The organism is Actinomadura fulvescens (genome assembly GCF_039533225.1).
Lineage (GTDB): Bacteria > Actinomycetota > Actinomycetes > Streptosporangiales > Streptosporangiaceae > Spirillospora > Spirillospora fulvescens.
Genome location: NZ_BAAATD010000018.1, coordinates 46246 through 66278 on the forward strand (window position 1 = coordinate 46246; position 20033 = coordinate 66278).

Genomic DNA, 20033 nt, shown 5'->3' on the forward strand with positions numbered 1-20033 from the left:
CGTGCGGCTTCACCGCGACGGCCGTCCGTTCAGGACGTTCAGCTCGGGCTGATGACCGTGTGGTCGCCGTCCGGTTCGTACACGACGATCTGGACCACCGGGAGACGAGCGGGCTGCGGATACCCGCCGCGGGCCGGCGGGCCCGGCACGAGGAGCACGGTGCTCTGACCCTTGCGGCGGGCCTCGCGGTTGCCCAGCTCGCCGACCATCTTGAGACTCGCGACGCCGGAGGCGCCGGTGGCCAGCAGATGCCAGCGTTCCCGGGAGCGCCACCAGACGGCGCCCGCGATGGTGTCGGTCGAGGCGGAGTAGTCGCCGTTGGTGGTGCCCCGCCCGGCGATCAGGCGGCCGTCGTCGGAGAGCAGCGCGGTCATGCCCGGCGTGCCCCACGGGACGGAGGCGTCGATCGAGATCAGGGAGGCGTGGCCGCCCTTGTCGGGCAGGGAACCCGACCACAGGCGGCCGATCCGCAGGTCCCCGGTGTCGGCCAGAGCGATCCCGGCGCCGCAGGACAGCGCGTGGATCGCGGTCCACTGGGCCCTGTCGCCGGTGAACCCGGTGTCGTCACGGCGCGAATCGGCATCGCGAAACCAGATCAGCGGAGTGGCGAACTCGGGGTTGTGGCTGGCGAACTGCGTGATCGAGCCAGAGCCCTTGTGGCGCATGCGGAAGACGACGAACGACTGGCAGTCGGGATCGAACCATCGCCAGTGCAGCGGATCGCTCACGCCGTTCCGCACGGCGAGCGGATGCCAGGTGGGAGCGGACGCCTTGGGGAGCGCCACCGAGAGATCACTGAGCCAGGGCGGGACGAGATAGCGCCAGGTGGTGCCCAGCATGATCAGCTGCCCGGAGTCGTTGCCCAGCCGGCGGATCGACTCGACGCCCCGGGACAGCTGGCGTTCGAAGTACTGGGCCACCATCGGGGAGTCCCGGGTGCCCGGCATGTCGTGCATCACGACGATGGTCACCTCGTCCACGGTGCCCGCGTACATGACCGAGACCCGCCCGAGCGGCGGATCGCGGCGGTCGTCGCGCCAGGCCGAGGCGGCACGGCGCAGCAGGGCACGGTCGTCGCGCAGCTCTCCCTGGGTGGGCCAGTCGTACAGGCTGGGCACCTGGTGCCGGTTCCAACGATCATCGCCGACCATGAGGGGATCGCCCGGACGGCCGGCGTTCCGCCAGCGCTCGTACGAGGTGGACGCGGCGGCGATGAGCACGACGGCCGCGAGGACGAGCGCGATCCGGGCCGTCATGGGCAGGGACGGCGGGGGCCGCAGGCGTACGAGGGTGGGGTCGAAGGCCTGGAGTTCGGCCTGCTGGGCGGCCGGGTCGAGGTCGGTCCGCTCATCGACGTCGGCGCGGGTGCGGTCGATGTCCCAGGCGTTCAGCATGAGGTGTTCGCCCAGCTCGGCGGCCACTTCGGGAGAGGTCAGGCCTTCGAGGCGGGAGAGCAGGTACACCAGCCGCTCGTGGGGTGACGAACGCTGGAGGGTCTTGCGGAGGGGAGTGGGCGTGGAGGACGCGGGCTCGAAGAACAGCCGCCGGAGCCACGGCCGCCGATGATGGGACGGCTGTTTCAGGAGTTCGAGGGCTAGGCGGTGGCGCAGGTTGGGGTAGGCGGAGCCCCCGCCCGCCCGCGCGGCCTGCCGTACGGTGCGGCGGGCGGCCGCGAGCACGGTTTCGGGCGGGGCGGTGCCGTCGTCGAGTGCCAGGTACGCCAGCCTTACGAGATCGGCATAGCGGCGTCTCATCGTCACACGGTTGGCTGATCGCACCGGACCACCTCCCCGCGTGCGCGAAATCTGCCTCTGATTGTGAACGCGGCAGATAACGCCCAGATAGCGGGAAGCGGAGCTTGTCCATAGAAAGGGTGGTGGGTGGGGGCTGCGGGATGGCGGCAAGCGGAGCTTGTCCATAGAAAGGGTGGTGGGTGGGGGCTGCGGGATGGCGGGAAGCGCAGCTTTTCTATTGGGGAAACGGGTCCTCTGGTGTGCTACGGCCGTCAGATGCGGCGTAGGCGGATGCGTTCCACGGCGTGGTCGCGGCCCTTGTGGAGTACGAGGGTGGCGCGGGCCCTGGTCGGCAGGATGTTGGAGACCAGGTTGATCTCGTTGATGTCGCGCCAGACACGCTGGGCGAACGCGGCGGCCTCGTCCTCGTCCAGCTGCGCGTACTTGTGGAAGTAGGAGCGGGGATCGGTGAACGCGGTGCGGCGCAGGGCGAACAGGCGCTCCACGTACCACTGCCGGATGTCCTCGACCCGCGCGTCGACGTAGATCGAGAAGTCGAAGAAGTCGGACACGCCGAGCGATCCGGCGGGCGGGGCCTGCAGCACGTTGAGGCCCTCGACGATGAGGATGTCCGGACGGCGCACGGTCTGCCGGGCGCCGGGCACGATGTCGTACTCCAGATGGGAGTAGATCGGGATCGACACCTCCTCGGCGCCCGCCTTGATCGAGGAGACGAAACGGACCAGGGCGCGCCGGTCGTAGGACTCGGGGAAGCCCTTGCGGTCCATGATCCCGCGTTCGGCCAGCACGGCGTTCGGATGCAGGAAGCTGTCGGTCGTGACGAGCTCCACGCTCGGGTGCTCGGGCCAGCGCGCCAGCAGCGTCCGCAACAGCCGTGAGGTCGTCGACTTGCCCACCGCGACGCTGCCCGCCACGCCGATGATGAACGGGGTCGGCTGGACCGGCTCGCCGAGGAACCCGCTGACGGTGTCGCGCAGGCCGCCGTCGGACAGGAAGAAGAGGTTGAGAAGCCGCGAGAGCGGCAGGTAGACCTCCTCGACCTCGGTGATGTCGATCGGGTCCTTCAGCCCCCGCAGGGCGTCCAGCTCGCCGGGCGTGAGGGGCAGCGGCGTGTTCTCACGCAGCCCCCGCCAAGCCTCTCGCGAGAGTTCCACATAGGGGCTCGGCACGCTGTCCCATCCGCTCGTCATGACTGAACAGTAACCACCGGGTCTCTTGGGATCAGGTGGACGTTTGGTTTCTGCTGACCGTCCACGCTATAGGGGCCGCTCCGTATCTCGTGCGGGCAGGTGGGCGTAGCCGTGCCGGCGGCGCGGCGCGACGTTGCCGCTGGTGGCCAGCGCGCGCGTGCGGGGCAGACACCGAATAGGCTTGCCGCCATGTGCGGAATCGTGGGGTACGTGGGCTCGAAGCAGGCCGTCGAGGTCGTGATCGAGGGACTGGCGCGGCTGGAGTACCGCGGCTATGACTCGGCGGGGGTCGCTCTGGTCTCCGAGGGGAGGCTGTCGACGGCCAAACGCGCGGGCAAGCTCGTCAACCTGCGCAACCTGCTGGAGGAGGAGCCTCCAGCGGAGGGCACGCTCGGGATGGGGCACACCCGGTGGGCCACCCACGGGCCGCCCAACGACCGCAACGCGCATCCGCACGCCGACTGCTCGGGCTCGGTCGCGGTGATCCACAACGGGATCATCGAGAACTTCGCCAAGCTCCGCGGTGAGCTGGAGGAACGCGGCCACACGCTCGTCTCCGACACCGACACCGAGACCGTCGCGCACCTCCTGGAGGAGGAGCTGAAGGACGGCATCGCCCTCGCCGAGGCGATGCGCCGGGTGTGCCGCCGCCTGGAGGGCGCCTTCACGCTGGTCGCGGTGCACGCCGCCGACCCGGACGTGGTGGTGGGCGCGCGCCGCAACTCGCCGCTGGTCGTCGGCCTCGGCGACGGCGAGAACTTCCTCGCCAGCGACGTCGCCGCGTTCATCGCCCACACCCGCGACGCCATGGAGCTGGGCCAGGACCAGGTCGTGGAGCTGCGGCGGGACGGCGTGACGGTCACCGACTTCGACGGCAAGCCCGCCGAGGTGAACGAGTACCACGTCGACTGGGACGTGTCGGCCGCCGAGAAGGGCGGCTACGACTACTTCATGCTCAAGGAGATCGCCGAGCAGCCCCGCGCGGTCGCCGACACCCTGCTCGGCCGCATCGGCGCCGACGGCCGGCTCTCCCTCGACGAGATGCGCATCACCGACCAGGAGCTGCGCGAGGTCGACAAGATCATCATCGTGGCCTGCGGTACCTCGTACCACGCCGGCCTGATCGCCAAGTACGCCATCGAGCACTGGGCCGGGCTGCCCTGCGAGGTGGAGCTCGCCAGCGAGTTCCGCTACCGGGACCCGATCCTCAGCCGGACCACGCTGGTCATCGCGATCTCGCAGTCCGGCGAGACGATGGACGCGCTCATGGCCGTCCGGCACGCCCGCGAGCAGCGCGCCAAGCTGCTGGGCATCTGCAACGTGAACGGCTCGACGCTGCCGCGCGAGTGCGACGGTGTCCTCTACACGCACGCCGGTCCCGAGATCGCGGTCGCCTCCACCAAGGCGTTCCTGACCCAGCTCGTGGCCGTCTACCTGATCGCGCTGTATCTCGCGCAGGTGCGCGGCACCAAGTGGGGCGACGAGGTCTTCGCCATGATCCAGCTTCTGGAGCGGATGCCGGAGAAGGTGGAGAAGGTCCTGGAGACCATGGAGCCGGTGCGCGCGCTGGCCCGGTCGCTGGCCGGCGAGCGGAGCGTGCTGTTCCTGGGCCGCCACGTGGGCTTCCCGGTCGCGCTGGAGGGCGCGCTGAAGCTCAAGGAACTGGCCTACATGCACGCCGAGGGGTTCGCCGCGGGCGAGCTCAAGCACGGCCCGATCGCGCTGATCGAGGAGGGCCTGCCGGTGATCGTGGTGGTGCCGCCGCGCGCCCGGGACGTGCTGCACGACAAGATCGTCTCCAATATCCAGGAGATCCGTGCCCGCGGTGCCCGGACCATCGTGATCGCCGAGGAGGGCGATCACTCGGTGGACCAGTACGCCGACACCCTGATCAGCGTGCCCGCCGTGCCGACCCTGCTCCAGCCCCTGGTGACGACCGTCCCGCTCCAGGTCTTCGCCTGCGAGCTCGCCACCGCCAAGGGCCACGACGTCGACCAGCCCCGCAACCTGGCCAAGTCCGTCACGGTCGAATAACGGCCGAAACCGCCCCGTGCCGCGGCAGCACCTGACCGCCGCGGCATGGGTCGAGCCGAGAGATTCGGCTGGAGGAGAGCACGGGATCGAGGCGCGCGGCGTGTTCCGCGCCTTCGGGGCCGTGCCGGCCCTGCGCGGGCTCGATCTGACCGTTCCGTACGGGCAGGTGACCGCGCTCGTTGGGGCCAATGGAGCGGGCAAGACCACGCTGGTGCTCATCCTGGCGACGCTGCTGGCCCCGGACGCGGGCCGCATCAGCGTGGCGGGCCACGACCTCGGCACGCATCCCGGACGAGCGCGGTCGGCGCTCGGCTGGATGCCCGACACGTTCGAAGTGTACGACCAGCTCACGGTCGACGAGTACCTGGCGTTCTTCGCCGACGCCTACGGCTGCCGAAGGACGAGAAGCCGCGCCGCGTCCGGGCGTTGCTGGTTGCCCGAACGCGGCAACGGCAGGATCGATTACGGGTCCGAGAGCGCCGATCCGCTCGGCGACATCGGCCGGTCGGTACGGGAGGCGCGCGCCGGAATCAACCGCGACGACGAAACCGTGGGGCCGGTCTGGCCGTACCGGCTGGGCTTCAACCTGATGTTGGCGGGCGGCGCGCTGTGGGTGAGCGCGCGGAGGCTGCGCACCCCCGCGCGGCGCCTTCCGGAAGGCATCCGGGTCGCCTGACGGCGGCGCCGCAGGCGTCTGATCAGAGTGTCCTCGCACCTCACGGCGTGATCACAATCGGATGACGCGGCCGTTCGCGGGCTGTTTCAGCTGGTGAATGATCGGTAAATTCCCGGAGAATGTTGACTGACGAAGGGAAGTCCGGGATGGAACGGCGTCATTTCCTGGCCGGTGGAGCGACCGTGGCCGCCGGAGCCGCGCTGACGGCGGGACCGTTCCAAGGCGTTCTCGCGCACGCCGCCCAGACCGGTGACGGCGGCGCCGCCCCGCGCGGTCGTGGTTATGGACCGCTCCGCCCGGTACCAGACGTGCGTGACGGCGAAGTCCGGCTGCACCTGCCGCGAGGGTTTCGTTACCGCTCGTTCAACCCGGCGGGCTCCAAGCTCGCCGACGGCACCGTGACCCCCGGCAAGCACGACGGCATGGCGGCCTTCCGGGGCCGCCGCGGCTCGGTGATCCTGGTCCGCAACCACGAGGTGAACGGGCCGGTCGGCGCGTTCGGCGACCCCGCCAAGGCCTACGACCCCGCCGCCGGCGGCGGCACCTGCACGCTGCACGTCACGCCGTACGGCGAGCTGCTGGACTCCCGCGTCAGCCTGAGCGGCACCCAGATGAACTGCTCCGGTGGCCCGATGCCCTGGGGCAGCTGGGTCACCTGCGAGGAGACCGTCAACGGCCCCGACGTGGGCAACGACTTCTCCGGCGGCGACAACAGCAAGCTCAAGGAGAAGCACGGCTACCTCTTCGAGGTCCCGACCGGCGGCCGGGTGGCGCCGCGCCCGATCCGCAACGCGGGCCGCTTCGCGCACGAGGCGGCCGTCTGCGACCCGCGAACGGGCGCCATCTACCTGACCGAGGACAACTTCAACTTCCCGTCGGGCTTCTACCGCTACCTGCCGCCGAAGAACCCCCTCCGCACCGGCCGGCTCCTCGACGGCGGACGCCTCCAGATGCTCGCGGTGAAGGGCCGCCCCGGCGCCGACCTGTCGCTGGGCCAGCCAAGGAACGCGGTGTACGAGACGACGTGGGTCGACATCGACGACCCGGACCCGACGTTCACCGGCAAGCCGGGCAACGACGAGGCGATCCAGGCGGTCGGCAAGCAGGGCCGCGCCGGCGGCGGCGCGCTCTTCTCCCGGCTGGAGGGCGCCGTCTATGACCACGGCGTCGTCTACTTCGTCTCCACCCAGGGCGGCGCGCCGGTCACGCAGCCGCCGCCGGACGGCTTCGGTGACGGCCGTGGCCAGATCTGGGCGTACGACACGCGCAGCGGCAGGCTCCGCCTCGTCGTGGAGTCGCCCGGCGCCACCTGGCTCGACCTGCCCGACAACATCACCCACAGCAGGCGCGGCACCCTCGTCCTCTGCGAGGACGGCGACGGCGACAACCTCCTGCGCGGCCTCACGCTACGCGGAAACCTCTTCGACTTCGGACGCCTGGAGCCCGTCGCGGCGGACCCGGGCGCCGAGTTCGCCGGCTCCACGTTCGCCCCGGACGGCAGGACCCTCTTCGTCAACATCCAGTCGAAGGCCGGGATGACCTTCGCGATCTGGGGCCCCTGGCACCACGGCCCGTTCTGATCTCCCGGCCGCGAGGCCACCGGCCTCCGAACGTCGGGCCGTCCCGGAAAACGAAGCGGTGCCGACCACGCGCCTGGTCGGCACCCTTCCCTCAGGTCGGGGTCATTCGGTCAGGCCAGGTCGAACCCGCCTGCCCTCGCTCGGGCGGTGAACGCCCTCCATTCGGTGGGGTGGAAGGTCAGCATCGGACCGTTCCCACCGTGCGTGCTGTCGCGTACCCCGATCGCCGGGCCGATCGGACCGGCCAGCCGGGCGATCTCCACGCAGGTGCCGTTCGCCACGCTGTGCGCGCTCGTCCGCCAGTGGATCGGGGATGTCGAGTCGGGCCGCATCCCACCTCCTTCGGAGCATGGTTGGGAGGTAACCGGCGCCGTTGCCACACCATGTTGTACCCCATGCCCGCGAAGATCACCTGGACAGAGGTGGCCAATGTACGGCGACGGGGCGCCGCCGGAAGTCTTCTCCGGCGGCGCCCCGTCGTTCGCGGGCGGGTGTCAGCGCGACAGGTCGAGCTCCCCGCTCTTGATCCGATCGGTGAACGTACGCCATTCCCCGGATGAGAAGAGCAACACCGGGCCGGCCTCACCGCGCTTGGCGTCGCGCGCGGCGATGGTTCCTGGGGCATAGGCGCCGGCGATTTCCACGCAGGTGCCGTTGGCAGCGCAGCGGCTGCCCTTCCGCCAGGAGATCGGATCGTTTTCAGCGGAGGTCACTGGACGTCCTTTGGGTCAGATAGGTTGGCGAGAGATTTCTTATCGCCAGAGCCCGAGTGACGCCGCAATGAACCGTTTGGAATCCGCATGGTCCAAGGCGGAGTCGCAAAGAGCCTGGTAGGCGAGACGATACATGTGCGTCGTCATCTCGTCCTCGAAATGGCTCACCGCCAGGCTCTCGGTGTGCACGACATCCGGAAAGATCACGTCGTGTACAGGCGCGAATTCAAGGAGTATGAAAGAACCCTCCATCACCGGATGGGCGCCTTCCAGGGGGAGCACCCGAAGGCGTACATTGTCGAGTTCCGTGATGGCGAGCAGGTGTTCAATTTGGCCCCGCATTACCGATGTGTTGCCGACCCGCCGTCGGAGCACCGATTCGTCGATGACCACCGACAGTTCGGCGGGGCGCGGGGACTGCCGCAGGATCTCCTGGCGGCGCATCCGGACCTCGATCCGGCGCTCGATCTCACGGGGCGGAATGGTGGCGATGGCGTTCCAGCCGGAGATGACCTCGCGGGCGTACTCCTCGGTCTGCAGCAGCCCGGGCATCGTGTGGGTCTCCCACTGCCTGATCGCGTTGGCCTCGGCCTCCATCGCGATGAAGTCCGGATAACCGCCGATCAGGTCGCGGTACTCCTCCCACCAGCCCTTCTCGGCCGCGTCCTCGGCGAGCGCGATGAGCTCGTCGTGGTGCGGGCCGTTCACCTGGTAGAGGCGAAGGAGCCGGCGGACGTCGGAGATGCGGGCGCCGGTGCGCGCGTTCTCGATCCGGGACACCTTCGCCGTGCTCCACGACAGCTCGGCGGCGACGTCGTCTCCCGTCAGCCGCCGCTCCTCGCGGAGCCTGCGCAGTTCGGCCGCCAGGCGCCGCTGCCGGACGGAAGGACGTGGGGATGCGCTCATGGCTGCGGCCTCTCCCGCCCAACGGGTTGCTATGTGCGCAGTCTGCCCCGGGAAGGGGCTGACGACGCAAGCCGGGTGGCGATGTTTCTACGGCGGCGAGGCTTCGGCGCCGTACATCACACTGTAACTTGCACAGCAACCTACGGATGTTCACAATCAAAGCAAGCGGCCGATCATGGATGCGGCCCACCACGACTGGCGTTCGGCCGGGTCACGAGCCTGATCGAGCGCCCAAGGCGCCAGGCAACGGAGCCTCGCCGGGTCATCCGAGATCACACCCATGTGGTCTTCCCTCGAAGGTTGCCGGCCGACCGGCCGGAGAATGGAGGGGTCCGGTGGACAATCTCCCCCTGCACCGGAGCATCCTGGCCGTCGACATGGAACGTTCGACGAGCCCGCTCCGGACCAACCCGATCAAAGGCGAGCTGCGCGGCCACGTCTACCGCATGCTGGACCAGGCGCTGGCCCACACCGGCATCGGACCGCGGCGGCGCGACCCGTTCGAGGACCGCGGCGACGGCGTGCTCGCGCTGATCCACCCCGACGACGGCGTTCCCAAGACCTACCTGCTGAGCCGCCTCATCCCCGAGCTCGCCCGGCAGCTGGTCGACTACAACCTGAGCCTGCCGCCCGACGAACGGCCGCGCCGCGGCCTCCGCCTGCGCGCCGTCGTGCACGCCGGCGAGATCCACCGCGACACCTACGGCTACTTCGGCGAGGCCCTCGACGTGGCCTGCCGCCTCCTCGACGCCAGGCCCCTCAAGAAGTGCCTGGAAGCGGTGCCGGCACCGCTCGCCCTGGTCGTCTCCGAGGAGATCTACCAGACCATCGTCAAGCACGCCTACGACGGCATCTCTCCGGAGACCTATCAGCCCGACGTCCGGGTCAAAGTGGCGGGCCGCCGCCGCCAAGGCTGGGTCCACGTCCCCACCGAAGCTCTCCACCTGGTAACCGAAGACCCCCACACGTTCCCCGACCTGGACCACACCGCCGCCTGAGCCGCGCGAACCACGCTTTTCGGCGATTCACACCTTACGGTCATTGTGCGTGTGTCCGCGTGTTCTCAAGAGAAAACCGGCCGCCGCGCCGCCGATCGCCACACCGAGAGCGATGGCGCCCACGGCAGCACGCATCTCGGACGTGGCGCTCGCGTACAGCCCCTGACGAGAGATCGCGCTGAGCTCCCAGGCGATCACGAGGTGTTCCAGGATCAGTGTGGTGTAGGCGGTCTGCCGGGGACCCGTCACGGCGATCGCGGAGCGAATTCGAGCCTGGCCGACAGGGTTTTCAGGAACCACGATGAGATGACGACCGTGAGTCCAAAAAGGAAGACACAGCCCGTCGCAATGGCGAGGTGAGTAATGCGATGAGCTCGACCGCTCTTTCGTTCGGTGAGCCTGATTCCATTGCTGCAATCAAAGTGATGCAATGTGCAATGCTGCTTGCCGACAGCGTCCGACCAATCGACCGAATCAACTGCTGGAGCGGGTGTCGGAGGCCGCCGCGCTGCCGAAGGACGAGCTGCGGTTGTTGTCTAGGCGTGGATCATGGTGCCGGTCTGAGCTCGTACACTTTGCTCGAACGCGCCTTATTGCACCGACGTCACGCATCACACGGCCATGCGCACCGAGGGTCGGACAGCGAGCAATATTCAGGGATAAAATCGTGGCGCGCGAATACCGTCGAGAATTCGACTTCGATTGGCTGGTCGAGCGGAGTCTCGGCGTTCGTGAATCCATCGAAATGATCCGGCAGGTGGCCGGCCGCCGGTGGGCGGCGGCCTGAACCGCTGTGGCGTGGCGTGGCAGGGTGGGTAGGTGATCGTGGGGCGGGTGGTGACGGGGGATCGCCACGGCGGTTGTGAAGGGGAATTCGGATGAGGTACGCGCACGAGGTCGGCAAGGTGCGGGCCGCTGAGCAGGCGCTGATGGCGCGGTTGCCGGAGGGCACGCTGATGCAGCGGGCGGCGGCCGGGCTGGCGGCCGTCTGTGCCGGGCTGTTGCCGCAGGTGTACGGGGCCGACGTCGTCCTGCTGGTGGGGGGCGGTTCCAACGGGGGCGACGCCCTGTATGCCGGGGCGCGGCTGGCCGGGCGGGGGGCCCGGGTGACCGCCGTCGCGGCCGGTTCGAAGATCCATGAGGAGGGGCTGGCCGCGTTGCGGAGAGCGGGCGGGCGGCTGGCGGAGGACGCCGGGATCGAGGACGCCGATCTTGTTGTGGACGGGCTGACCGGGATCGGCGGGGCCGGGGGACTGCGGGAGCCGTACGCGACGCTGGCGCGGCGGGCCTCGGAGGCCGCCGGGGTGGTCGTGGCCTGTGACGTGCCGAGCGGGGTCGACGCCAGTAGCGGACGGGTGGAGGGCGTGGCCGTACGAGCGGATGTGACGGTCACGTTCGGGACCTACAAGCCGGGGCTTCTGATCGACCCGGGGGCGGCGTACTCCGGGGTCGTGGAGCTTGTCGACATCGGGCTGGACCTGCCTGATCCGGACGTCGTCGCGGCCTGGCCGGGGGACGTTCGGCCGCCTGAGCCCGGGCCGGAGTCCGACAAGTACCGGCGGGGCGTGGTCGGGGTCCTGGCGGGGAGCGACGAGTTCACCGGCGCGGCCGTCCTCAGCACGGGCGGGGCGGTGCACGGGGGCGCGGGGATGGTCCGGTTCGCTTCGGTGCCGCATGCCGTGGAGCTGGTGAGGCATCGATGGCCCGAGGCCGTCACCACGGTGATCGAGCCCGGGCGGGACGCGCTGGAGCGGGTCGGGCGGGTGCAGGCCTGGGTCGTGGGGCCGGGGCTCGGCACCGGCTCGGACGGGGAGGCGCTGGTCGAGGCGGTGCTCGGTACCGATCTGCCCGTGCTGGTGGACGCGGACGGGTTGACGATCCTGGCGCGGCGCAGGGATCTGCTGCGGCGGGAGGCCCCGACCGTTCTGACGCCCCATGCCGGCGAACTGGCCCGGCTGCTGGACGCCGACCGCGAGACCATCGAGGCGCGGCGGCTGGAGCATGTACGGCGGGCGGCGGCGGAGTTGTCCGCGGTCGTGCTGCTGAAGGGATCGACGACGCTCATCGCCGAGGAGGACCGTCCGGTACGGGTCAATCCGACCGGTACGCCACGGCTCGCCACGGCCGGGACCGGGGACGTGCTGTCGGGACTGATCGGGGCGCTGCTGGCCGGCGGGACGCAGGCGCTGGACGCCGCGGCGGCCGGGGCCTACCTGCACGGGCTGGCGGGGAGGCTCGCCTCGGCCGGCCCGGACGACACGCCCTCCGACGCGCCGATCAGCGCGTTCGAGGTCATCAACGCCCTGCCCGACGCCTTCCGCAGCCTCACCGGGTGAACCCGGCGGGGTGCGATCGCGTCCAAATGGGTGAGGAACGCCACGGGCGTTCACGGGGAGCGTGCCGTCGGGCGTGGCGCAGCGGGGGAACGCAGCCCATTCACGGCCGGCGGACCGGCACACTGGGTGACTATGAGGAGTCCAGCGCAGGCGCGCATCGATCTCGCCGCCATCAGCCACAACGTCTCGCTGCTGCGGGAGCGGGCCGGCGGTACCGAGGTCATGGCCATGATCAAGGCGGAGGCGTACGGCCACGGGCTGGTGCCCGCCGCCCGTGCGGCGCTCGCGGGCGGGGCCACCTGGCTGGGCGTCGCCAAGCTCGCTGAGGCGCTCGACCTGCGCCGGGCCGGGGTCACCGACGTCCGGACGCTGGTCTGCCTCGGCGTGCCGGGTGAGCCGTACGACGAGGCCATCGCGCTGGACGTCGACCTGACCGCGGGCACGCCCTGGCTGGTCGAGGAGATCGCGGCGGCGGCCGAACGGGCCGGCAGGCCCGCGCGGGTGCAGCTGAAGGCCGACACCGGGATGGGCCGCGGCGGGTCGACCCCGGCGGACTGGGCCGCGCTCGTGGACGCCGCGCTCAAGGCCGAGGCCGCCGGGCATCTGCGGGTCGTGGGGCTCTACTCGCACCTCGCGTGCGCCGACGAACCCGGGCATCCCTCGGTGGCGAGCCAGCTCGGGGTCTTCAAGGACCTCGTCGAGCACGCCGAGAAGGCGGGGGTCCGGCCGGAGGTCCGGCACCTGTCCAACTCGGCCGCCATCCTGACGTTGCCGGAGGCCCGCTTCGATCTCGTGCGGCCCGGCATCGCCATGTACGGGCTGACGCCGGTGCCCGAGCTCGGCACGTTCGGGTTGCGGCCCGCCATGACGCTCACCGCCAGCACGGCCTCGGTTAAACGGGTTCCGGCGGGCAGCGGCGTCTCGTACGGCCACACGTACGTCACCGACCGGGAGACCACCCTCGCGCTGGTCCCGGCCGGGTACGGCGACGGGATCCCGCGGCACGGCTCCAACGTGCTGGAGGTCTTCGCGGGCGGCGCCCGCCGCCGGATCGCGGGCCGGGTGTGCATGGACCAGTTCGTCATCGACCTGGGGGACGACACCGTGTCCGCCGGGGACGAGGTCATCTTGTTCGGCCCGGGAGACCGGGGTGAGCCGACCGCCCAGGAGTGGGCGGACACGCTCGGCACGATCTCGTATGAGATCGTCACCCGGATCGGCTTCCGCGTGCCCAGGGTGTACGAGGGCGGCGAGGCGCCGGAGCGGAGCAAGGCCTGATGGGGAGGTCGTCTGGGCGGCGCCTCCAGAAAGGCAGGGCAAGGCAGGTATGAAGAGCAGGAACAAGCGCAGGATGGGCATCGCCGGTGCCGTGGCGGGCATCGGCGCGGCCGGGGTGGGGGCCGCGGTCGGGCTGCGGCGGCTGGCGGTCGGGCGTGTCCGGCTGCGTCCCGACCCGGACGCGGGAGAGCCGTTCGGGGAGCTACGCGGCCGGCCGCTGACGGTCCTTGCCGACGACGGCCTGCCGCTCCACGTCGAGATCGACGGCCCGGACGACGCGCCGCTGACCGTGGTGTTCTGCCATGGCTACACGCTCAACCAGGACTCCTGGCACTACCAGCGGCGCGATCTGGCGGCGAAGGGCACCAAGCCGCGGATGGTCTTCTGGGATCAGCGCAGCCACGGCCGGTCGGGGCGCAGCAAGCCCACGCACGCCACGATCGACCAGACCGGCGCCGACCTGCACGCGGTGCTGCGCGCGACGATCCGTCCGGACGAGCCCGTCGTGCTCGTCGGGCACTCCATGGGCGGCATGTCGATCATGGCGCTGGCCGCGGCCCACCCGGAGCTGTTCGGGAGCCAGGTCAAGGCCGTGGCGCTGGTCAACACCTCCTCCGGCGAGCTCGCCGAGCTGACGCTCGGCCTGCCGATGGTGCTCGCCAAGGCGCTCCGCCCGCTGGCACCGTCGACCCTGCGCGGCCTCGGCCGCAGCGCGGCGCTGGTCGACCGGGCACGAGGGTACGGGGCGGACATCGCCTTCATGGTCACCCGGCGGATGGCGTTCGCCGACAAGTACGTCAGCCCGACCGTGGTGGACTTCCTCGAACAAATGATCAGAACCACCCCGATCGACGTGATCGCGGAGTTCTACCCGTCGTTGATCTCCCATGACAAGTCGGCCGCGCTGGAGGCCATCGGGACCGTCCCCGCGCTCGTCATGGTCGGCGGCGAGGACCGGCTGACGCCGCCCGAGCACGGCCGCCGCATCGCCGAGCTGCACCCGGACGCGGAGCTGGTCGAGGTCGGGGACGCCGGCCACGTCCTGCCGCTCGAATACCCCGGCGTGGTCACGGGCGGTCTGCGCCGCCTGATCGAACGAGTCCTGCCCCGACGCGAGGAGCGCACCGCGTGAGCGAGCCGTTGACCCTGGCCGTGCCCACCGCCGCGGACATGCGGGAGCTGGGGCTCCGGCTGGCCGGGCTGGTCCGGGCCGGCGACCTGCTCGTGCTCACCGGCGATCTGGGCGCCGGCAAGACGACGCTCACGCAGGGCGTCGGGGAGGGCCTCAAGGTGCGCGGGCCGATCACCTCGCCGACGTTCGTGATCGCGAGGGTGCATCCCTCGCTGTGCGGCGGGCCGCCCCTGGTGCACGTGGACGCCTATCGGCTGGGCGGTTTCGCCGAACTCGACGATCTCGACCTGGACGCCTCGGTGGCGGATTCGGTCACGATCGTGGAATGGGGCGAGGGACTGGCCGAGGGCCTCACCGAAGATCGTCTAGAAGTGATCATTTCTCGCGGGCACGACGAGGGCTCCGAGGAACGGTCGGTGCACCTCACCGGTGTCGGCGAACGCTGGGCCCATCTACGGGACGATCTGGGCTGATGGGGAGAAACACCGACGATTTTCCGTAAGTGCAACCGGGCAACTTTACGGTTACATGTCGTACTCTTTGCCGGAACGAACCACACCTTCGCGACATAGCGCAGATTCCTCGGGTGGGAGTGGGACCGGTGAGTGGGAGTCATCGCAACGGGAATCACGGCACGGACAGCGGGGCCTATCGCCACGCCGGCATCGACCCACGCCCGGGAAGCGGCGCTCACCCGACGCGCGACACAAGCCCAGGCGCCCCCCAAAGCCCCGCTCCGGGCAGCCCCCCGCCCAGCTCGGGTGGCGTCCACGACACAGGCGCAGGCGGCACCCCGGTCACCGGCTCGGGCGGCGTCCACGGCACGGCCCCGGGTGGCGTCCACGGCACAGGTCCAGGTGGCGTCCCGGTCACCGGAGCGGGCGGCGCCCAAGGCACCGGCCCAGGCGGCCTCCCGGCCATAGGCCCAAGCGGCGTCTACGGCCCCGGTTCGGGTGGCGTGCAAGGCACGGGTCCGGGTGGCGTCCCGGTCACCGGTTCGGGTGGCGTGCAAGGCACGGGTCCGGGTGGCGTCCCGGTCATCGGCCCAGGTGGCGTCCAAGGCACGGGTCCGGGTGGCGTCCCGGTCACCGGCGCAGGCGGTGTCCATGGCACTGGTTCGGGTGGCGGTATCGGCCAGACCGACTCCGGGGCGATGCGGGGGACCGGGTCGCGTCCGATGCGTGAGAGCGGGTCTCGTCGGTCGGGTAGTGGCAGCCATCGCATTGTGCGTGAGCGGCCCGCGAGCCGCCGCTGGGTCTTCGTTCTGGCGGGCGTGGTGGCCGGTGCGGCGGCCTGCGTGCTCGCCGCGTTCGCGATCATGAGCGGGCTCGGGGTGGGGGAACGGACGCACAGCGGCGGTGAGGTCGCCAACAGTGGCGCGTCCGACAGCACCCCGCTGACCAAGGGCGAGCGGTCGCTCGTGCCCGACGCGTGCCAGCTGGTCGGCGGCGAGCTGGCGGACCGGCTCGCGCCCAACGCCGACCGCACCCAGGCCGACAACTACCAGAGCAACGACCGGCAGAACCAATGCGTCTGGGGCGCCTACACCGGTGACCGCAAGCGCCAGCTGACCGTGGAGCTGCGGGCGATCGCCGCGACGGGTGACAAGAGCGCGACCGACGCCGCCCGCGCCTCGTTCGAGACCGAGCGCAAGGCCGACGAGTCCGGCAAGGCCCTGCTGGCGGGCCAGGAGCTGACCGAGAAGCGCCGGCTCACCGACGTCGGCGACGACGGCTACGTGGTCTACAGCGTGGACGACGGCCAGGGGTCGGGCGAGGCCATCGCCAACCTCCGCGTCGGCAACGTGCTGGTGACGGTTCACTACTCGGGCTCCAACAAGGGCTCACCCCTCGGTTCGTCCGGCGCCATCGACGGCGCCCTGGATGCCGCCAAGAGTGCGGTGACGGGTCTGGACGCCGGCTGAACGCCCGCCCGGCGCCATTGTCCTGGCGCGGCGACCCCAGCCCCGCACGCGAACGCGTGACCTGAGCTGAAGCGAGCCGCAGGCGAAGCTTCAAGCGAAGATCGCGAAGCGATGCCGCGTTCGCCGCTTTTGCGGTTTGCCCCCGAGCCGCCAGGCGAGGGGGCAAGGCCGTAAAAGAAGTGAACAGAGGCACTAAGCTTTGAGTTCGTGCTGGTCTTGGCTTTCGACACCGCGACCGCCGCGGTCACCGTGGCGCTGTACGAGTGGTCTCCGGGCGAGGGGATCGTCGGCCGCGCGGCGACCGAGGCGGTGGATCCGCGTCGGCACACCGAGCTGCTCACCCCTTCGATCGCGGCCGTGCTCGCCGAGGCGGGGGCGGCCCCCGAAGATCTCAGCGCGCTGGCGGTGGGCGTAGGCCCCGGTCCCTACACCGGGCTGCGCGTCGGGCTGGTCACCGCGCGGGCCATGGGCGAGGCCCTGCGCGTTCCCGTGCACGGCGTCTGCACGCTCGACGTGATCGCGTGGGCCTCGGGCCGGACGGCGCCGTTCGCCGTGGCGACCGACGCGCGGCGCAAGGAGGTCTATTGGGCCCGGTACGACTCGGCGGACTTCCGTACGACCGAGCCCGCCGTCGGGCGGCCCACCGAGGTGCGGGCCGCGGGCGACCTGCCGGTGATCGGTGAGGGCGCGGCGCTGTATCCCGATGTGCTCGGCACGCCCGGGCAGGACCCCGCGCCCCTGCTGCCCACGGCGACGGCGCTGGCGGAGCTGGTGGTGACCCGGCTGTCGGGCGGAGCCGGACCCAAACTGCTTGCTCCCGAGCCGCTTTACCTGCGGCGTCCCGACGCCAAGGAGCCCGGGCCGCGCAAGAAGGTGACCCCGTCGAGCGGAGCGCGGCCATGACGTACCTCCTGCGCGCCATGACCGCCGACGATCTGCCCGCCGTCCTGCGGCTGGAGCGCGAGCTGTTCCCGGAGGACGCCTGGAGCGAGGAGATGCTTCGTGGCGAGCTGGCCGACCAGCCGCGCACCCGTCACTACGTGGTCGCCCAGTTGGACGGAGAGATCGTCGGCTATGCGGGCCTGTCCGCCGCGGGCGGGCAGGCGGACGTGCAGACCATCGGGGTCCGGGCCGGCCGCCGGGGCGCCGGCATCGGCGCGGCGCTGCTGACCGAGCTGCTGGACGAGGCGGCCCGCCGTGGCAGCGAGGCGGTCTTCCTGGAGGTGCGCGCCGACAACGACCCGGCCCACCGGCTGTACGAACGGTTCGGCTTCGAACGTGTCGGCGTCCGCAAGCGCTACTACCAGCCGTCCGACGTGGACGCCATCGTGATGCGCCGCCTCATGGGCGGCCCGGCTCGCCGCGCGCCCGTCGGCTTCACCCGGGAGCAATGATGATCCGAGACTCCGAGCCCCTGGTGCTGGGCATCGAGACCTCCTGTGACGAGACCGGGGTCGGCATCGTCCGCGGTCACACGCTGCTCGCCGACGCGATCGCCTCCAGCGTGGAGCAGCACGCCAGGTTCGGCGGGGTGGTGCCCGAGGTGGCCTCGCGCGCCCATCTGGAGGCGATGACGCCGACGGTGGAGCGTGCGCTGGCCGACGCGGGGGTGGCGTTCGAGGACATCGACGCGTTCGCCGTCACCGCGGGTCCCGGGCTGCCCGGCGCGCTGATGGTCGGCGTGGCCGCCGCCAAGGCCTACGCGCTGTCCCTCGGCAAGCCGCTGTACGGCGTGAACCACCTCGCCGCGCACGTGGCCGTCGACCAGCTCGAACACGGGCCGCTGCCCAAGCCCTGCGTGGCCATGCTGGTCTCGGGCGGGCACTCCTCGCTGCTGCTGGTGCCCGACGTGGCCACCGACGTACGGCCGCTGGGCTCGACCGTGGACGACGCGGCGGGCGAGGCGTTCGACAAGGTCGCCCGCGTGCTCGACCTCGGCTTCCCCGGCGGTCCGGTGATCGACCGGATGGCCCGCGAGGGCGATCCGGCCGCGATCGCGTTCCCGCGCGGCAAGTACGCCGACGGCACGTACGACTTCTCGTTCTCCGGCCTCAAGACGGCCGTGGCGCGCTGGGTCGAGGCCAGGGAGCGCGCCGGCGAGCCGGTGCCGGTCGCGGACGTGGCCGCCTCCTTCCAGGAGGCGGTGGTCGACGTCCTCACCCACAAGGCGTTGCGGGTCTGCAGGGACAACGACGTCCGGGACCTGCTGATCGGCGGCGGTGTCGCGGCCAACTCGCGGCTGCGGGCGCTCGCCCAGGAACGGTGCGAGGCCGCGGGTGTACGGCTGCGCGTGCCGAGGCCCAAGCTGTGCACCGACAACGGCGCCATGGTGGCCGCGCTGGGCTCCGAGCTGGTCGCCTCCGGCATGGCCCCGTCAGAGCTCGCCCTGCCGGCCGACTCCAGCCTGCCGATCGAGCACGTGCTGCTCTAGCGCCGAGCGTCAGCGGGCTTCGAGCTCGGCGAGCAGTGCCGCCAGATAGTCCTCGATGAGCGGCACGTGGGCCTCGGAGATGGTCCGGCCGGGCTCCTCCGGCAGCAGGTCGAGCAGGCAGCGCACGTCCCAGTACGGGTCGTGCGGGTAGCCGCCGGACACCTGGTCGAACGCGGCCAGGAACCGGTCGGCGACGGGCTTGCCGTACCGCAGCACCAGGCTCAGCCGCATCCGTGCGATGTCGACGGCGACCGGCCCGTACGAGGCGTCCGACCAGTCGACGACGCCGGTGAGCCGCCCGTACGACCACAGCGTGTTGTCGGGCTGGTAGTCGCGGTGGATAAACCGGGACGGCGCCTCTGGCGCGGGCCTGGAGGCGACGTCGTAGGCGCGGCGCCACAGTTCGGTGCGGATCGCGTGCGCCGGCGGCGTGCGCGGGTCGAGCCGGTTGTACGGGACGTAGGGCGGCATCGTGGACGCGCCGTTCAACGCGTGCACGCCCAGCAGCGCCGCGGCGAACTGGATGAGGTATTCGGGCAGGTCGTCGGGGGCGGGCCGGGGCGGGTGCCCGATCAGCCGGGTGATGAGCAGCGCGGGCGCGTCACCGTAGGCGCCGGCGGGGTCGGCGGCGACCAGCGAGGGGGTCGGGATCTCGGCGGCGGCCAGCAGGGCCAGCGCGGCGATCTCGCGTTCCGGTGAGAAGTCCGAGCCGCCCCGGGCGAACGGGGCGTCGTGCGGCCGGCCGGGGCTCGTGGGGAGCCAGCGGCGGAGGACGAGGCGGTGCGCGCTGCCCGCACGGCTCTCGACGAGGAGGGCATGGTTGACGTGCGCCACGCCGCCCGCCAGCGGGCGGATCATCCTGACCTCGGCACCCTGGCCGAGGCACTCCTCGACCCAGCGCAGGGTGGCGCGGCTTGGCGGGGCACCGATCGGCAGGCAGGCAGGCGGGCTCTGGGTCACGAGATCCATGAAAACGGATTCCGATGGGTATTGAGAGTGATTTTACAAAGACGGAACGTAACGAAACGCACGTCGTCGGCGTTTCTTGGGATGAGGAATCTCCTCCGTGCCGTCCTCACGG

19 protein-coding genes are annotated in these 20033 nt (G+C 71.0%); 12 read left to right on the forward strand and 7 right to left on the reverse strand.

Annotated features, from left to right (window positions below; genetic code table 11):
- Positions 1–38: 38 nt before the first annotated feature.
- Both ABD333_RS42180 and coaA read right to left on the reverse strand, forming a co-directional pair.
- Entirely contained in the window at positions 39–1754 is a 1716-nt protein-coding gene (locus ABD333_RS42180; protein ID WP_344548267.1) for an RNA polymerase sigma factor sigma-70 region 4 domain-containing protein, read from the reverse strand.
- A 251-nt stretch (positions 1755–2005) separates the two neighbouring features.
- Positions 2006–2944 (reverse strand): type I pantothenate kinase, encoded by a 939-nt coding sequence (gene coaA / locus ABD333_RS42185; protein ID WP_344548268.1) that lies wholly within the window; start codon positions 2942–2944, stop codon positions 2006–2008.
- Between the two features lie 189 nt (positions 2945–3133).
- On the opposite strand from coaA, the gene glmS reads away from it, so the two are divergent.
- The 3 genes from glmS to ABD333_RS42200 all read left to right on the forward strand — a co-directional run bounded on the left by glmS (position 3134) and on the right by ABD333_RS42200 (position 7234).
- The gene (gene glmS, locus ABD333_RS42190) at positions 3134–4978 is read left to right on the forward strand and encodes a glutamine--fructose-6-phosphate transaminase (isomerizing) (RefSeq protein ID WP_344548269.1); all 1845 of its coding nucleotides are present in this window, start codon (positions 3134–3136) and stop codon (positions 4976–4978) included.
- Positions 4979–4994: 16 nt separating this feature from the next.
- A complete protein-coding gene (locus tag ABD333_RS42195; RefSeq protein WP_344548271.1) occupies positions 4995–5654 on the forward strand; it encodes an ATP-binding cassette domain-containing protein in 660 nt (219 codons plus the stop codon).
- 119 nt (positions 5655–5773) lie between these two features.
- Positions 5774–7234 carry an alkaline phosphatase PhoX gene (locus tag ABD333_RS42200; protein ID WP_344548272.1) on the forward strand — a complete coding sequence of 487 codons (1461 nt, stop codon included), beginning with the start codon at positions 5774–5776 and terminating at the stop codon, positions 7232–7234.
- A 110-nt stretch (positions 7235–7344) separates the two neighbouring features.
- On the opposite strand, the gene ABD333_RS42205 is transcribed toward ABD333_RS42200, so the two are convergent.
- The 3 genes from ABD333_RS42205 to ABD333_RS42215 all read right to left on the reverse strand — a co-directional run bounded on the left by ABD333_RS42205 (position 7345) and on the right by ABD333_RS42215 (position 8853).
- Positions 7345–7566: a DUF397 domain-containing protein gene (locus ABD333_RS42205; RefSeq protein ID WP_344548273.1), complete on the reverse strand. Its 222-nt coding sequence runs from the start codon at positions 7564–7566 to the stop codon at positions 7345–7347.
- Between the two features lie 162 nt (positions 7567–7728).
- Positions 7729–7947, reverse strand: a complete 219-nt coding sequence (locus tag ABD333_RS42210; RefSeq protein ID WP_344548274.1) for a DUF397 domain-containing protein — start codon at positions 7945–7947, stop codon at positions 7729–7731.
- 39 nt (positions 7948–7986) lie between these two features.
- Positions 7987–8853, reverse strand: a complete 867-nt coding sequence (locus ABD333_RS42215) for a helix-turn-helix domain-containing protein (RefSeq protein WP_344548275.1) — start codon at positions 8851–8853, stop codon at positions 7987–7989.
- Positions 8854–9188: 335 nt separating this feature from the next.
- Between ABD333_RS42215 and ABD333_RS42220 the strand changes: the two genes are divergently transcribed.
- Positions 9189–9851 carry a hypothetical protein gene (locus tag ABD333_RS42220; protein ID WP_344548276.1) on the forward strand — a complete coding sequence of 221 codons (663 nt, stop codon included), beginning with the start codon at positions 9189–9191 and terminating at the stop codon, positions 9849–9851.
- Positions 9852–9878: 27 nt separating this feature from the next.
- On the opposite strand, the gene ABD333_RS42225 is transcribed toward ABD333_RS42220, so the two are convergent.
- Positions 9879–10151: a hypothetical protein gene (locus tag ABD333_RS42225; protein ID WP_344548277.1), complete on the reverse strand. Its 273-nt coding sequence runs from the start codon at positions 10149–10151 to the stop codon at positions 9879–9881.
- A 578-nt stretch (positions 10152–10729) separates the two neighbouring features.
- On the opposite strand from ABD333_RS42225, the gene ABD333_RS42230 reads away from it, so the two are divergent.
- The 8 genes from ABD333_RS42230 (at position 10730) to tsaD (ending at position 18952) form a co-directional block, all read left to right on the forward strand.
- Positions 10730–12187 carry an NAD(P)H-hydrate dehydratase gene (locus ABD333_RS42230; protein ID WP_344548278.1) on the forward strand — a complete coding sequence of 486 codons (1458 nt, stop codon included), beginning with the start codon at positions 10730–10732 and terminating at the stop codon, positions 12185–12187.
- Between the two features lie 132 nt (positions 12188–12319).
- Entirely contained in the window at positions 12320–13465 is a 1146-nt protein-coding gene (gene alr / locus ABD333_RS42235) for an alanine racemase (protein ID WP_344548279.1), read from the forward strand.
- A 49-nt stretch (positions 13466–13514) separates the two neighbouring features.
- The gene (locus tag ABD333_RS42240) at positions 13515–14597 is read left to right on the forward strand and encodes an alpha/beta fold hydrolase (protein WP_344548280.1); all 1083 of its coding nucleotides are present in this window, start codon (positions 13515–13517) and stop codon (positions 14595–14597) included.
- 38 nt (positions 14598–14635) lie between these two features.
- The gene (tsaE, locus tag ABD333_RS42245; protein ID WP_344548390.1) at positions 14636–15070 is read left to right on the forward strand and encodes a tRNA (adenosine(37)-N6)-threonylcarbamoyltransferase complex ATPase subunit type 1 TsaE; all 435 of its coding nucleotides are present in this window, start codon (positions 14636–14638) and stop codon (positions 15068–15070) included.
- A gap of 752 nt (positions 15071–15822) precedes the next feature.
- On the forward strand, positions 15823–16521 hold the full coding sequence (locus tag ABD333_RS42250) for a hypothetical protein (protein ID WP_344548281.1): 699 nt from the start codon (positions 15823–15825) through the stop codon (positions 16519–16521).
- A 207-nt stretch (positions 16522–16728) separates the two neighbouring features.
- Positions 16729–17424 carry a tRNA (adenosine(37)-N6)-threonylcarbamoyltransferase complex dimerization subunit type 1 TsaB gene (gene tsaB / locus ABD333_RS42255; protein ID WP_344548282.1) on the forward strand — a complete coding sequence of 232 codons (696 nt, stop codon included), beginning with the start codon at positions 16729–16731 and terminating at the stop codon, positions 17422–17424.
- Positions 17421–17915, forward strand: coding sequence for a ribosomal protein S18-alanine N-acetyltransferase (gene rimI / locus ABD333_RS42260; protein ID WP_344548284.1), 495 nt, complete (start codon positions 17421–17423; stop codon positions 17913–17915). The genes tsaB and rimI overlap by 4 nt, the downstream gene beginning before the upstream one ends.
- Positions 17915–18952, forward strand: a complete 1038-nt coding sequence (tsaD, locus tag ABD333_RS42265) for a tRNA (adenosine(37)-N6)-threonylcarbamoyltransferase complex transferase subunit TsaD (protein ID WP_344548391.1) — start codon at positions 17915–17917, stop codon at positions 18950–18952. The genes rimI and tsaD overlap by 1 nt, the downstream gene beginning before the upstream one ends.
- Positions 18953–18961: 9 nt before the next feature.
- Here tsaD and ABD333_RS42270 read toward each other — a convergent pair whose 3' ends face one another.
- Positions 18962–19921 carry a phosphotransferase family protein gene (locus ABD333_RS42270; RefSeq protein WP_344548285.1) on the reverse strand — a complete coding sequence of 320 codons (960 nt, stop codon included), beginning with the start codon at positions 19919–19921 and terminating at the stop codon, positions 18962–18964.
- Between the last annotated feature and the right edge of the window lie 112 nt (positions 19922–20033).